The sequence below is a fragment of the Desulfovibrio sp. Huiquan2017 genome, assembly GCF_017351175.1.
Taxonomy (GTDB): Bacteria; Desulfobacterota; Desulfovibrionia; order Desulfovibrionales; family Desulfovibrionaceae; genus Pseudodesulfovibrio.
In genome coordinates this window covers 24329-39617 of sequence record NZ_JAFMPN010000024.1, presented here as the reverse complement: position 1 = coordinate 39617, position 15289 = coordinate 24329, and the positions used below count along the sequence as shown (strand labels likewise).

Sequence of the window (15289 nt, the reverse complement as noted above, 5' to 3'; positions counted from 1 at the left end):
TCTACAAACCGATGGACTGATGATACCTTGAGCTTTGCCATGTCGGCCTCCTGGTTGTTTTGGTTTCACTGGTGTTGTTACCAGCAAAACTCGGGAGTGCCGACATGGTATTTTTGGGGCGATATAGCTGACATCCCCTTGGTGGAGAAAAGATCGCGCCGTAGGCGCAAAAATGGGATGCAAGGGCGCGAGTCCTTGCCCGCCGGAGGCGAAATCATTTTGATTCTCGCCGCGAAGCGGCCTTCGACGTCTGATTCTTTTTTTCAGAGAATGAAAGGGATGGTTCTCTTTTTAGGAACTCCCCCCGTGGGGGAGCGGCACGCTCGGGCGGGGACAGGCCGACGCCTCCCGCCGGACCGTCCGGCGGGAGGCGTCTTGAATGGGGGTGGAGGTGGGTATGCCGAAAATTTACGCCTGGCCTTCCTTCAACCGCCGGATCTTGGCCCTGCCCTCGGCGATCATGGATTCCAGGCCGTACTTCTTGACTCGGTAGCCCATCTGGCGGGCGGACAGCCCGAGGGCCTCGGCGGCCTTGTACTGGACCCATCCGTTGCGCTCCAGGGCGGCCATGACCTCGTTGCGTTCGAATTCCTTGAGCGAGGTGTGGCGCGGGGCGTCCTCGGATATGGGGATGGCCTCCTGCACGGTGGCGGACTGCCCGGGGGCGAGATAGGACTTGAGAAATTCCAGGCTGACGCGGTCCTCCTCGGACATGATCACCAGCCGTTCGATGAGGTTCTGCATCTCGCGCACGTTGCCCGGCCAGTCGTAGCGGATGAGCGCGTCCAATGCCGTGGAGGTCAGGTGGATGTTCCGCCCGTAGTCGTCGGCCATCTTGTGCAGGAAGTGATTGAGCAGGCCGGTGATGTCCTCTTTTCGTTCGCGCAGGGCGGGCACGCGGATGGGAAAGACATTCAGCCGGTAGTAGAGGTCCAGGCGAAACCGCCCGCGCTCCACCAGATGGCCGAGGTCCCGGTTGGTGGCGGCCAGGATGCGCACGTCGATGGTCCGGGTCCGGTTGGAGCCGAGTCGTTCCAGCTCCTTGTCCTGGAGCACGCGCAGCAGTTTGGCCTGGAGCGCCATGGGCAGTTCGCCGATCTCGTCCAGGAAGATGGTCCCGGTGTCCGCCTCCTCGAAGCGGCCGGGCCGGGTGCCCGTGGCTCCGGTGAAGGCCCCTTTTTCGTGGCCGAACAGCTCGGATTCCAGCAGGTTGCCGGGGATGGACGCACAGTTGATTTTGATGAACGGGTTGCCCTTGCGCTCGGAAAGCTCGTGGATGATCTTGGCGATGAGCGTCTTGCCCACGCCGGATTCGCCGAGCAGCAGGACCGTGGCCCGGGTGGGCGAGACCTTTTCCATCTGGCGCTGCACCTCGACCATGGCCGAGCTCTGGCCCACGATGTACGGCCCCTTGGAGTTCTTGGAAATCTGGTACTTGAGCGAGGTATTCTCGCGCTTCAGGGCTGCCTCGCGGGCCATGATCTTTTCGTTCAGGCTGAGGAATTGGCCGATGAGCGTGGCCACCACCTTGAGAAAGTCCACATCTTCCTCGAAGCTGATTTCGTCTTCGAAGAGCCGGTCCACGTTGAGCACGCCGATGGGATCGCCGTGCAGGACGATGGGCACGCCGATGAAGGAGATCATGCCGCGCTTGACCCGGCGCGAGCCGGTCTTGTCCAGGAAGAGCGGCTCCTTTTCGATGTCCGGGACGTAATAGGGCTCGCCGGTCTGGAATATGCGCCCGGTGACGCCCTCGTCCAGCTTGTACACGCCGCGCCGTTTTTCTTCGGTGGTCAGGCCATAGGAGGCGTTGATGGACAACTGGCCGGTCTCGGGGTCGAAGAGGGTCACCGTGGCCCGCTGCATGGCCAACTGTTCCGAAAGTATTTTCAGAACGCCGTCCAGCGCCGTCTGCAAGTCCATGGCCTGGTCGATGACTTGGCAGATGGACTGGAGGGCCGACAGTTTTAATCCGGGGACGGTTGCAAGCATGGATAGTGAATAGCAAGCACGATGCCATGCGCGAAATGTGGCGCGGCTCGGGGCTTTCCGGGCGGGCGGCACATACGAAAAAGGAGAAAATTTTTTACAAATACGTTATTTGCGAATAGTGGATATACATATCTGCAATATTTGCCCGGGCGCGGCGTCGAGTCCACACCCGGCCAGGATCATTTTCGGGGGCGTTTCCGGCCCCGGCCCCGGTGGGAGGCCTGACCCGGCGGCCGGCCGGTGTCCGGCATGAGGATGGCGTGTTGGCGCAGCCGCTCCGCGTCGGTTTTGGCTACGTGAATGGGGTTCCCCTGCATGTCGCACCCGGCATGGAACATGGCCGCGGCGGCCGTGCCGGGCAGGGGGATGAAACACTGGACCTGCTCGGGCTTCCAGCCGCGCGCATCGAGCCAGTCGTGCAGGGTGTGCATGTCCTCCTCGGTGCAGCCGGGGAAGGCGGACATGAGGTAGGGGACGACGTATTGTTTCTTGCCCGCTTTTTTCGACTCCCTGTCGAACAGGTCGAGGAAGGTCTCGAAGGTCTCGAACCCGGGCTTGCGCATGAGCTTGAGCACGTGGTTCACCTGGTGCTCGGGGGCGACTTTGGCTTGACCGCCCACGAATTCGCGGATCATGCAGGCCAGGGAGCGCATGTCGGTCACGGCCAGGTCGATGCGCCAGCCCGAGGCCACGCGCACGTGGTCCACGGAGTTGACGTCGGCCACGGAGCGCAGGAGGGAGACGAAATCGCGCTGGGTCACCTTGTAATGCTTGCAGATGCGCGGGGTCAGGCAGCTGGCCCGTTCGCAGGTGGACTGGTCGGCATCGCAGTGCGCGCCCCACATGTTGGCGCTGGGGCCGCCCACGTCTGAAATGGACCCGGTCCATCCCTTCACCTCGGTGATGGCCTTCACCTCCTTGAGCAGGGAGGCCTTGCTTCGCGAGCGGATGGTCCGCCCCTGGTGCAGGGCAAGGGTGCAGAACGAGCAGCCGCCCGAGCAGCCCCGGTGGGTGGTCACGCTGGTCAGGATCATGTCCGCCGCCGGGATGCGTTCCCGGTAGGCCGGGTGGGGCAGCCGGGTGAAGGGCAGGCCTGCCACTTCGTCCAGGCCCGCCGTGTCGAGCAGGAGCCCGGGCGGGGAAATCAGGACCATCCGTTTGCCGGTGGCCTGCACGGCCATGGCTTTGTTCTGATGGACTTGTTTTTCGAGTAGCCGGGTGGCCTCTATGAGCGCCTTGGGGTCTTCCAGGATGGCCTCGTGGGAGGGCAGCTCGATGACTTCGGTGTTCTCGGGGACGTCGTCCCGGGTCCCGGCCACAGCCAGGCCGGGCAACCCCGCCAGCTGGGGACGCAAGGCGCGCAGATCCACTTCGCCGACGTCTTCGAGAATGGCCTCGATGGTCCGGGCCAGGGTGGCGATGGAGTCCTCGGCCATACCGTAGGTTATGGCCGTGGCCTTGGAGTCCAGGAGCACGGATTTGCGCACCGAGTCGGACCAGAAATCATAGTGTGACACACGCCGCAACGACGCCTCGATGCCGCCCAGGATTACGGGCAGGCCCGGAAAGGCCCGCTGCACCACGTTGGTGTAGGCGATGCACGCCCGGTTGGGCCGCGCCCCCGCCTTGCCGCCGGGGGTGTAGGCGTCGTCGGACCGTTTTTTGCGGAAGGCCGTGTAGTGGGCCACCATGGAGTCCAGCGACCCGGCTGAGACCCCCGCGAACAGTCTCGGTCGGCCCAGGCGAAGAATGTCGTCGGGGCGATCCCAGGCGGGCTGGGCGCAGATGCCCGTGCGGAAGCCCTGGCGGACGAGCCAGCGCCCGAGCAGGGGCGCACCAAAGGAAGGGTGGTCCACATAGGCGTCACCCGTGACCAGGAGAATGTCGAGCTCCTCCCATCCCAGGTCGTCCATCTCCTTGCGGGACATGGGCAGGACATAGGGCTGGGCAAGGGGCTGTGCGTGTCGTTTGCGTGCCATCCGTTCATGATGACCCAGGTGCGCCCTTTGGTCCACTCATTTCCGTGTCTTCCGTAATCTCTCCGCCCCTGTACAGGCCGTCGGGATGCGGGTAGGATGGAAAAAGGAGGAACTGTCCATGAAAGCCATGCTGCTTGAAGAATACGGCGGGCAATACGCCTTTGCCGAGTCCGATATCCCCGTGCCCGACCCCGGTCCGGGCCAGGTCCTGGTCCGCGTTGCCGGGTCGAGCCTGAACCCCATCGACAACAAAATCGCCGCGCTGGGCCAGTCCCTGGCCTTTGCGCCCGCACTGCCCGCCGTGCCGGGCATGGACGTGTCCGGTACCGTGGAGGCCGCGGGGCCAGGCGTCACCCGCTTCGCCGCGGGCGACCGCGTGTTCGGCTGTCCCGGCGGGATCAAGGGATTGCCCGGCGCGCTGGCCGAGTTCACGGTCGCGGACGAACGGTTGTTGGCCCGCGCTCCCGAATGCATGGATTTGACGGACGCCGGGGCCATGCCCCTGGTCGCCGTCACCGCCTGGCTGGCCCTGTTCGACAGGGCGGGGCTCAAGGCGGGCGAACGGCTTCTGGTCCAGGGCGGGGCCGGGGGCGTGGGGCATCTGGCCGTGCAGCTCGGGGCCCACGCCGGGGCCGAGGTCTTCGCCACGGTCTCCTCCCCGGACAAGGCCGCCGTGGTCGAGGCTCTGGGCGGCACGCCCATCGACTACACGGCTGCGGACGTGGACGAGTACGTGGCCGAGTACACCGGCGGCGAGGGGTTCGATGCGGTTTTCGACACCGTGGGCGGTCCGGTTCTGGACGACTCGCTCAGGGCGGTCCGCACGGGCGGCCGGGTGGTCTCCACCAACACCCGTTCCACGCACGATCTGGGGCCGCTGCACGCCAAAGGATTGTCCCTGCACGTGGTCTTCATGCTTCTGCCGCTGCTCACCGGCAAGGGGCGGGAGCGGATCGGCGAGATCCTCGAACGGGTGGCCGGACTGGTGGATGCGGACGAACTGGCCGTGCTCCTGGACGAGCGCCGTTTTGACTTCCGCGACATCGCCTCGGCCCACCGCTATTGGGAAGCGGGGAAAGCCCTGGGCAAGATCGGGATCTCGGTCGCGGCCTGAGCGGAGGCCGCCGGGCCTGGATCCTGTTTCGCGGGCGTTTATGAAGCGTGCGGGATCGCTAAGGAATGAGGCAATTGAAGCTTGACAAAATGGCCCCTACGCGAAAGATTGTGAAACTACTACTGTCAGTAATGGACGGCGGACCCGTTTTATGGTCTGCATGCGAACGCAATCCTCATCCAAGTGAAATCTATGCCACCCGAAAAAAAAGCGTCACCAGCAGCCTCTAAGGCCGCTCCGGGCCGCAGGACCGGGGCCGATACAGCGCCGAATCCGGCTGGCCCCAAGCCAGCCGGGGGAGCTCCTCGGCCCGCCAGTCCTGATGACAGGAAACCCGCCGCCAAAGCCTCGCGCATGGACACCGGCCCGATGCCGGGCAACGGTGCCCAACGCTCAGGCCCGATTCCCGCGACGCCTCAGGCCGCGCCGGGTGCCAAGCCCGCTCAGGGCGGCCCCGCTCCGGCCGGAAGAACCGCTTCGGGGCAACCACAACCGGGACAGCCGCAACCGGGAGAATCACAGCCCGGACAACCGCAGCCGGGACAGCTACAACCCGGGCAGCCAGGGCAGCCGGTCAAGGGGCAGATGCCTCCAGGCATGCCGGGAATGCCTGGAATGCCGGGCATGCAACAGCCGATCCGGGTGGAGACCGACGAACGGCTGACCCCCAAGGATATTGATTTTCAACCTCCGCTGGTCATCTGTCTGTCCATCATCAGCCGCCTGCTCGGCAAGCCGGTTTCCTCGGCCACGCTCAAGGCTGGCATCCCCCAACAGGAGGGAGTCATTACCGCCGCCTCCATCGTGCGTTCGGCCGAGCGCATCGGCATCACCGCCAAGACCGTGTACCGCGAGAAACTGCGGGGCATCACCAAGCTGGTCATGCCGTGCATCCTGCTGTTGCGCGGCGGCAACGCCTGCGTGCTCCTGGACACCTCGGGCAACGCGGCCCGGGTTCTCGTGCCGGGCCACGGCATGGATGAGACCGAGATACCTCTGGCCAAGCTCGAAGAGGAATACACCGGGTACGCCATCTTCTGCCACCGCAAATCCAAGCTGGACAAGCGGGCCAGTGAGCTCAAGCTGCTCAAGACCAAGCGCTGGTTCTGGGGCGTCATCGGCAAATTCTGGCCCATCTACAAGCACGTCATCGGCGCCTCGATCATGACCAACATCATCATCGTGGCCTCGCCGCTCTTCGTCATGAACGTGTACGACCGGGTCATCCCCAACAACGCCACCGATACCCTCTGGGCCTTGGCCATCGGCATTGGCATCGCCTATCTGTTCGACTTTCTGCTCAAGAACCTGCGTTCCTATTTCGTGGACGTGGCCGGACGCAACGCGGACGTGCTCCTCGGCTCCAAGATCATGAACCACCTCATGTCCGCCCGGCTCGACTATATGCCGGAATCGGCGGGCGCGGTGGCCAACAACATCCGCGAGTTCGAGTCCCTGCGCGAGTTCTTCGGCTCCTCCTCGCTGGTGGCCCTCATCGACCTGCCGTTCCTGATCGTGTTCATCTGTGTCATCTACTTCATCGGCGGGCCCATAGCCTATCCGATCTTCGTGGCCGTGCCCCTGGTCATCCTGGTGGGCGTGTTCATGCAGATTCCCTTTCAGCGGATCATCGAGAACCATTACAAGGAATCCACCCAGAAATACGCGCTCCTGTTCGAGATCGTCCAGGGGCTCGAAACCATCAAGACGTCCATGGCCGAGGGCCGCATTCAGGCGCGCTGGGAAAACGTGGTCGGCCTGTCCGCCCACTCCAACAGCCACGCCAAGACCATGGCCAACGTGTCCATCTCCTTCTCGGTCTTCATCACCCAGATGGTTTCCGTGGCCGTGATCATCACCGGCGTGTACCTCATCTCCAAGGGCGAGTTGACCGTGGGTGGGCTCATCGCCTGCAACATCCTGTCCGGCCGGTCCATGGCTCCGCTGTCCGCGGTGGCCGGGCTGCTCTCGCGCTTCCAGCAATCGCGTATGGCCCTGAACGCCCTGGACATGCTCATGGAAATGCCGTCCGAGCGGCCCGAAGACAAGGAAGCCTTCCACTACGGCGTTATCGAGCCGTCCGTGACCCTGACCGATGTGTCCTTCAGCTATCCGGGCACGGACAAGGCCGTGCTCCACGACATCAACCTTAAGCTCAAGCCGGGCGAGAAAGTCGGCATCGTGGGCCGTACCGGCGCGGGCAAGACCACGCTGGGCAAGCTCTGCGTGGGCCTCTACCAGCCGGTGCAGGGCTCGGTCCAGGTGGGCGACATCGACCTGCGCCAGATGGATGTGGCGGACCTGCGCCGCAAGGTGGGCTACATCTCCCAGGACAGTCTGCTTTTCTACGGCACCCTGAAGGACAATATAGCCTTCGGCTTGCCCGAGGCGGATGACCAGTCCATCAACGCGGCCGCCGAGATTTCCGGGGTCAACGACTTCGTTCGCGACCACCCGGCGGGCTTCGGCATGATGGTCGGCGAACGGGGTACCTCCCTGTCCGGCGGCCAGCGACAAGCCGTGACCATCGCCCGCGCCATCCTGCCCGATCCGGAAGTCCTGATCATGGACGAGCCGTCGAGCAACATGGACAACCAGTCGGAATACCGCCTCAAGGAGCGGCTGCGCAAATACATCGAGGACAAGACGCTCATCGTCATCACCCACCGCCATTCCATGCTTGATCTCGTGGACCGGCTGGTGATCATGGACCGGGGCAGAATCGTCGTGGACGGCCCCAAGAAGGCCGTGCTCGACGGACTCCGGACCGGTCAAATCAAGGTTTCCCTGTGAGGATGAAATGAGCAAGAAATACGATAGAGAAACGCTCCTGTTCATGAGCGAGGTGGACCAGGCCATGTACGGCCGGGGCCACCGGGTCGCCTACATCATGTCCACGTCCATTCTGTTGATGATCCTCATCTTCATCGTCTGGGCCAAGCTGGCCATGCTCGACGAGCGCACACGCGGCTTCGGCCGGGTCATCCCGTCCCAGCGCATCCAGGAAATCCAGAACCTGGAGGGTGGCATCATGAACGAGCTTTTCGTTCAGGAGGGCCAGACCGTGGAAAAGGGCGACATCCTTTGCCGCCTGTCCAACGAGCAGGCCGCCAGCTATTACCGCGATGCCCAGAGCAAGGCCCTGGAGCACCAGGCGGCCATCGCCAGGCTCCAGGCTGAAGCGGACGGTGTGGACGAACCGAGCTTCCCGCCTGAAGTGGTCGAGAAGGCTCCGCAACTGGTCGATGACCAACACCATATCTTTCTGGCCCAGCGCAACAAGCTCAATATCGACATCAGCCTGCTTGAGGACCAGTATCAGCAGCGGCAGCAGGAAGTGAACGAGATGGTCGCCCGCCGCAATCAGCTTCGCCAGAGCCTGGAAGTGGCCGAGAAACAACGCAATATCGCCAAGCCCCTGGTGGAGAAGCATATTCATTCCGAGCTCGATTATCTGCGCCTGGAACAGACCGTGGTTCAATTGCACGGCGATATGCAAGCCCTGACCCTGGGCATCCCCCGCGTACAGCGGGCAGCCAAGGAAGCCCAGGGGCGCATCGCCCAGGCCAAGGCCGAATACCGGGCCAACGCCTTGGAGGAGATCAATGCCCGCAGGCAGGAACTCAATTCCATCCTGGAGAACCTCAGCTCCGGCGGCGACCGCGTGACCCGCACCGATGTGCGTTCCCCGGTGCGCGGCGTGGTCAAGCACATCATGGTCAACACCATCGGCGGCGTGATCCGGCCCGGCGAGTCCATCATGGAGGTCGTGCCCTTGGACGATACCTTGCTGGTCGAGGCCGAGGTCAAGCCTTCGGACATCGCCTTCCTGCACCCGGGCCAGAAGGCCAAGGTCAAGATCACGGCCTATGACTTCTCCATCTACGGCGGATTGGACGGTACCGTGGAGAACATTTCGGCCGACACCATCGAAGACGAGAAGGGCGAGAGCCACTACCTGGTCAAGGTGCGCACCAAGGAAAACGCCATCACCTATCGGGGCCAGCAGTTGCCCATCATCCCGGGCATGACCGCGAGCGTGGACATCCTGACCGGCCGGAAGTCGGTCCTGGACTATCTGCTTAAGCCGCTGCTCAAGGCAAAGCAGAACGCGCTTAGGGAACGATGAGGCGTGGATGAAGCCGGTGCGGGGGATATACTCGGCGGTGGTGGTCGCGCTTTGCGCGGCCTGTCTTGCCGCAACCCTCGTCCGGCCTCTCGACGCCTTTGCGGCGGCCGCCGATTCGGGGCAGCGCCGTCTCTTCGGGACCATGGAGTTCAAGGGCAAGCTGCAAAAGCTGCCCAAGTGGACGCGCGTGCTCGATAAGATGCGGGCCTGGAAGGGGTATTTCAACGATGACCGGACGCGCGGCCATCCGTCCCGGAGGGCCTGGGACACGCTCAAGGCCCAGGTTCGAAACAAGTCCGAGATGGAGCGGCTCAAGGCCGTGACCAAGTTCTTCAACAAGTGGCCGTACCGTTTGGACAAGGCCAACTGGGGCGTCAGCGACTACTGGGAGACTCCCTGGGAATTCCTCAAAAAATCGGGCGACTGCGAAGACTATTCCATCGCCAAGTTCTACGCCCTTCAGGAACTCGGTTTTACCGGCGACCAATTGCGCATCGTGGCTGTCAAGGACGCCATCCGCGGCATCGGCCATGCGGTCTTGGCGGTGTACGCCACGGACGATATCTACATCCTCGACAATCAGACCGACATGGTCCTGTCTCATAAGAAATACCGGCATTACATTCCGCAGTACTCGGTCAACGAGAAGTACCGCTGGATGCACGTGGCTCCCCAAAAGCGGACCACTTACGAAAAGGCGAAGCAATAAGGCCCGCCCACAAGGGCGTGGCCACAAACCAGATGGAGAAGCGACATGGCTGAACATCTTACCAAGACCCCGGAGGTCCCCAAGTCGATCGGGGGAGCCGGGCAGGGCGTCAAAATCGGCGTGGTGCTGGCTTTTGTGCTGGTCATCTCGGTGGGCATCGTCCTGCTCGCCGCCAGGGCGGTGCGGGATAAGCAGGCCGGGATGTTGGAAAACCAGCAGAAGCGATTTCAACTACTGACCCAAGGGCGCTCCGAGGTCATGACGTCCTGGCTTGAGAATCTGTCCCACCAAGGCGACCGGCTGATCAAGTCCGACCTCTTCCGGCTCTACGCAGCGGAGGTGGACACCTATGCCGGCGACCTGTCCAACCTCTTCGTGCGATTGCACTCCGATCAATCCTCGGAGAGTGGGGAGGGCGCGACCCTGGCCGAGCAATTGCCCATGATGGAGAACATGCTCCGCGAATTCTCCACCTACGCGGGCTTCCTCAACGCCCGGATCCTGAGCCGCAAGGGCGAGGCCTACATCGCCACCGACGGCTACCTGCCACCCATGAGCCAGGAGCAGACCGGGCTGGCGATGGCAGCCATCAGGGGCAAGGGACCGCAGTATTCCACCTTGCGTAAGACCGCGCAGGGGCTTGAGATGGATGTGTTCGTCCCGGTCTACCCGCCCGACGCCGTGGGCGGCGCCGAGGAAACCCCCGGCCAGAAGGCCGTGGGCGTGCTCATGATGACCCGACAGGTCTCCGGCAAGATCACCGAGCTGCTGTCCAACTCCCCGTTGGCCGTCAAGGGGGAAAAGACCCGCCTCATGCAGAAGAGCGGCGCGGGTTACCGCGAGGTCGCGCCGTGGACCTCCGAGGGCTTCCTGGACATCGGATTCCCCATAAAAGTCGATGAGAGCGGGCATATTCCTTTCGGGATCAGGCCTAGCCTCGAAGACGGCGATACCCAGGTCTATTCCCTGGGCGTGCGCATCCCGGGCCCGGCCTGGTGGCTGGTCCAGGAAATCGACTACGGCGAGGCCATGAAACCCATTGTCGATTACACCCGTGCGGTCTACATCGTGGCCGGGTTGGGCATCCTGACCGCCTTGCTTATCGCCGGGTTGGCTTGGTGGATTCTGACCGGGGTGCAAAGCCAGCGCATCGCCGAGCAGTTCCGCGCTCTGGCCACCCAGATCGAGGAACAGAAGTTGTTCATCGACTCCATCAACGCCAATATCGACGAATTCATCGTCCTCAAGGACGCGCACGGCAAGTTCACCTACGTCAACGACGCCTTTGCCGCGGCCGCCGGGCGGCCCAAAGAGGAACTCATCGGCATGGACACCGCCGCCGTATTCGGCTTTGACACGGCCAAGCGGCTGGAATCCATCGATGAAGTGGTCGTCGGCGAGAAGCGCAAGCTGACCATCAGCGAGCCCATCTTCATCCGCTCCCGGCGCCACCAGTTCCAGGTGTCCAAATCCCCATACTACGCCAAGGACGGCACCTGCCAAGGGATCGTCGAGGTCTACCGCGATGTGACCGAGTTCGTGGCCGCCCAGGAGAAGAACAAGCGTTTGATCAAGAACGCCATGGAGGCCCTGGGCTCGACCATCGAGGCGGCCGACCCGTACCTGGGCGGTCATACCAAGCTTCTGGCCGGACTGTCCGTGGAGGTGGCCAAGGCCATGCACCTCTCCGAAATGGATATTGCCGAGATCGAGACCGCCGCCAACCTGTCCCAGATCGGCAAGATGTTCGTGCCCAATGAGATCCTGACCAAGCCGGGCAAGCTCACTCCCGAGGAGATGGTCATCATGGAGGGGCACGTCGAATACGCCTACCGCATCCTCAAGGACATCGACATAGCCGAGGGCGTGCTTACCGCCATCTATCAGATGAACGAGCGCCTGGACGGCACGGGGTATCCCAAGAAGCTCAAGGGCGGCGACATCATTCTGCTGGCCCGCATTCTCGCGGTGCTGAATGTGTTCTGCGCCATGATTCGCCCGCGTTCCTATCGGGGGGCAAAGGCCCCGGAAGAGGCCTTGGAGATTCTGTCCCGCGAAGCCAGCCGCTTCGACTCCGCAGTGGTCACGGCCTTGGCCAATGTCCTCGGGACTCCCAACGGAGAGCGCCTTCTGGGAGAGGACAGGAGTTAATTCCTTCGCTTCATTCCATCTGGTTGCCCAAGGCCCCGGCATTGCGCCGGGGCCTTTTGGTTTGGGCGCATGGCAACGGTTATTGCATGAGCCGGAAGGCGCGTAGCTAAAAGGCCATGTCGAAGACGCAGAAAAGGATCCAGGAACGCATGTCTTTGCCCACCGGCAAATCCCCAGGACAGCGAAATGGGTGGGGCCGGGTCTAATCTGGCGCGCTTCGATGGAGACGGGACAGGGGAAAGCAGGGCTGGACCACCTGTTTCGTGCCGCAATGCGGCGTTCAACTCCCCAATTTACCTTATGGAGTAAGGCCTAGCCCTCCGCGGGCGAGTCGTTCCGCGCGGTTCCTGACCGAACCTGGCATGGCCGTCCACAGGGAAAACCTTTCCGCGCTCGTGGGCGGCGAAGCGGGGCCGTTGTTTTGTTCAAGGCGAAGGCTGAAGTCGGCTTGGCTGGAAGCGGGCCGACAATGGGCTTGCGGTGCCAGGGGCTATGTGGCGGGAAGGCCGGTTGGATGCGAGCAAGGAGTCGCGCCCTTGCTGTGCGTTGCCTCTTCGGCTGGGAGGTCTTTCTCCCCGCGATTTTTGTCTATGAACAGGGCGTCGCCACTGTACGTTTCCCCAAAAAAGAGAGGGACGCAGCCACGACGGCTGCGTCCCTCTCGAAGACTGTTCTCGCAGTTTTCCGGAACTTAGTTGGATGCGGTCTCGGTGGGCATGTTCTCGTAGGTGGAGGGCGCGATTTCGAGGGTCTTCATGAGCGAGCCTTCGAGGGCCAGGAACTTGTAGACGGTGAAGTCACGGTTCATGGTCGCGGTTTCAAGCTGCACACGGTTGGAGAACACCTCGTTGGTGGCATCCAGGAGGTCCAGCAAGGAGCGCTGGCCCACGTTGAACTGCATGAGGTACATGTCCAGGGACTCAAGGCTGTACTGCAAGGCTTCCTGATACTTCTCGATCTGGTTCAGGCTGGACTCGTAGTCGGCCCAGGTGGAAGCGACCTGACGGATGATGTCGTCGGTGGTGTCCTGCAGATTGTCCTGCGCCTCGCGGATGCGGGCGGCGGCGGTGCGAACGTCGTTGTAGTCACTGGTGCCGTTGAAGACGTTCCACCGGGCGCGCAGCATGGCCTTGTTGTCCTGCACCCAGGAATCCACGCCGTCGAGATTGTCGGTGTGGCGGGAGGCCAGGTAGGCGTCGATGGTCGGGTACATGGTCGATTCGAGCTGGCCCTTGGTCTGTTCGGCCACGTCGATCTCAGCCTTGTACACGGCGATCTTCGGGTTGTTTTCCAGGGCGAGATTCAGAATCTGGTCGGCCTTGCCGGGGATATAGTTCGGCAGGTACTGCGGATCGGCCAGGGACGCGGGTGCGGTGCCCACGGTGCGGATGTACTCGGCCTCGGCTGCGCGCAGTTGGCCGGTGTAGGTGACCAGCGTGGTCTCCGCACGGGCGACGCGGCCCTTGGCCTGCATTTCGTCGGCGCGGTTGCCCGCACCGCCCTGAACGCGTTCGGTGATGGAATCGAGCAGATGCTGGTGCGCCGCGATGTTGTCTTCCGCCAGGGAGACCAGCGTGCGCAGACGAACCACGTCCACATGGGCACGGACAGCGTCCAGGCCCACGGTTTCGACGTTGTCCACCAGGCGTCCTTCGGCGGAGGTCAGGCGGGCGCCTTCGCGCTTGTAGTCGTGCCAACGGTCGAAGCCGTCAAAGAGAGGCTGTGTCAAGGTAGCCTGAAATTCGGTGGCGTTGCGCCAGTGCTCATCGGTGTCGTTGCCTCGGGTGTTGGCGCTGCTGTACTGCTGCGTTCCGTATTCCCCGGCCAGATCGAGCGAAGGGAAGAAGCGGCCGAGAGCGGAAAGCTTGGCCTTTGCCACGGCGTCCTTGTTGTTCAAGAGCGACTTGATTTGCGGGTGCTGCTTAACCGCCGCGACGACGCTTTCCTTGAGCGTCATCGTGCCGTTGTCGGCAAAAGCGGGAACCGACGCCAGCAGGGAAATGGTCAGAATTGCGAGAACAAATTTTTTCATTACACACATCCCAGATTGCATGTTAAAGATTATCACTGCTTGGCTTATAGTCATTTATATAATTATCTGTCAAGAATGGTTTACAAAAAAATGCACAAAAATGAGTTGATTCCTCCGTGGTTGATTTTTTTGAATATCATGGTATATCAGTATGTTATTCAGGGTCGCCGTAAGCAGCTTCGGCGAAGGGGCGCATCCCTCTTTCAAGCGATGTTCCGGCATGGAGGGCAGCCCCTGTTCGACGGGTGATGTATAGAATCGTTGAATTCACGGCCTTGCGTATATCCAGAGGGTTGGCGTCATAGCCGAAGAGGGCCCGGGCGGAAAGCCCGGATCCTTTCGTTTTGCGTTTGGTTCAAGTGTTTTCCGGAGAGTCGATGATATGTTGGATCAGTTGGTCGATGTCCGAGCCCGAGTCCAGATTCACCGGGGATGATGGGATCTCGCCGGGATCCGGCAGGGCATTGAGCAGCTTGACGACGATGTCGTCGTGTCCGTCGGGGGCGTCCAACTGCCCGATGATCAGTTCGGTCAGGTTGTGGTCGCCGTCCACGGATACGTCCCGAACGAACATGTCCTGCGGCAGTTCCAGGGTGTCCTGGCCCACGACGAAGTTGGTGACCACGATCTCTCCGTTGCCGTCTTGCAGGATCGACGGGTCGATATACACGGAGCCGGATTCCGCGTCCGTGTGGATCACATGGTCGCCGACGAAGATGTCGTGCGCCTCGCTGTCCACGAGAAGCTGGTCGCCGGTCGGGTCGGGGATGTCGGCGTCGGGGAGTGCCGCCTGGGCATGCGTGTCGATGCTCCAGGAGCCGTCATCCAAATGCACCAGCGAGAAGGTCCCCTCCGGCCCGGAAGCGCTGAGGCTCGGGTCGTCGAACAATACCGGGATCATATTGTCGTGGTTGGCCAATACCCATGCCCCGGAGTCCTTGACGAAATGGAAGTCGGCGCCGAGGTCCACGGCGTTCTGGTCGATGCCGTGGACGAGGAAGAACCGGACATCGTCGTTGTCGGCGAACATGCCGACCAACCGGCCGAGCATGGCCGTGTCCTGACAGTTGGACAGCACGATCTCCGGATCGACCGGCGCCTTCCCGTCCAGGGTATAGGTGCCGAGCATCGTCGTATGGTTCATGCTTGCGTCTGTCATAGTTGTCTCCTGTTCCCAAGGAGC

The 15289-nt window shown here is 62.4% G+C and carries 9 protein-coding genes; 5 read left to right on the top strand and 4 right to left on the bottom strand.

All coding sequences use genetic code 11. The features are described 5' to 3' along the window. Positions 1 to 408: 408 nt before the first annotated feature. Together J0909_RS17545 and J0909_RS17540 are read right to left on the bottom strand one after the other, a co-directional pair. Positions 409 to 1992: a sigma 54-interacting transcriptional regulator gene (locus J0909_RS17545; protein ID WP_207264916.1), complete on the bottom strand. Its 1584-nt coding sequence runs from the start codon at positions 1990 to 1992 to the stop codon at positions 409 to 411. Between the two features lie 179 nt (positions 1993 to 2171). Next, entirely contained in the window at positions 2172 to 3971 is a 1800-nt protein-coding gene (locus J0909_RS17540) for a YgiQ family radical SAM protein (RefSeq protein ID WP_207264914.1), read from the bottom strand. Between the two features lie 118 nt (positions 3972 to 4089). Here J0909_RS17540 and J0909_RS17535 point away from each other — a divergent pair, with 118 nt between their 5' ends. The 5 genes from J0909_RS17535 (at position 4090) to J0909_RS17515 (ending at position 12074) form a co-directional block, all read left to right on the top strand. Continuing rightward, on the top strand, positions 4090 to 5085 hold the full coding sequence (locus J0909_RS17535) for a zinc-dependent alcohol dehydrogenase family protein (RefSeq protein ID WP_207264912.1): 996 nt from the start codon (positions 4090 to 4092) through the stop codon (positions 5083 to 5085). A gap of 624 nt (positions 5086 to 5709) precedes the next feature. Then, positions 5710 to 7878: a type I secretion system permease/ATPase gene (locus tag J0909_RS17530; RefSeq protein ID WP_286182126.1), complete on the top strand. Its 2169-nt coding sequence runs from the start codon at positions 5710 to 5712 to the stop codon at positions 7876 to 7878. A gap of 7 nt (positions 7879 to 7885) precedes the next feature. Continuing rightward, positions 7886 to 9214, top strand: coding sequence for an HlyD family type I secretion periplasmic adaptor subunit (locus J0909_RS17525; RefSeq protein WP_207264909.1), 1329 nt, complete (start codon positions 7886 to 7888; stop codon positions 9212 to 9214). Positions 9215 to 9221: 7 nt separating this feature from the next. Beyond that, positions 9222 to 9923 carry a transglutaminase-like cysteine peptidase gene (locus J0909_RS17520; protein WP_207264907.1) on the top strand — a complete coding sequence of 234 codons (702 nt, stop codon included), beginning with the start codon at positions 9222 to 9224 and terminating at the stop codon, positions 9921 to 9923. Between the two features lie 45 nt (positions 9924 to 9968). Further along, positions 9969 to 12074 (top strand): HD domain-containing phosphohydrolase, encoded by a 2106-nt coding sequence (locus tag J0909_RS17515; RefSeq protein WP_207264905.1) that lies wholly within the window; start codon positions 9969 to 9971, stop codon positions 12072 to 12074. A 691-nt stretch (positions 12075 to 12765) separates the two neighbouring features. On the opposite strand, the gene J0909_RS17510 is transcribed toward J0909_RS17515, so the two are convergent. Together J0909_RS17510 and J0909_RS17505 are read right to left on the bottom strand one after the other, a co-directional pair. Beyond that, positions 12766 to 14106, bottom strand: a complete 1341-nt coding sequence (locus J0909_RS17510; RefSeq protein WP_207264903.1) for a TolC family outer membrane protein — start codon at positions 14104 to 14106, stop codon at positions 12766 to 12768. Positions 14107 to 14461: 355 nt separating this feature from the next. Further along, entirely contained in the window at positions 14462 to 15265 is an 804-nt protein-coding gene (locus tag J0909_RS17505; protein ID WP_207264901.1) for a hypothetical protein, read from the bottom strand. Positions 15266 to 15289: the final 24 nt, after the last annotated feature.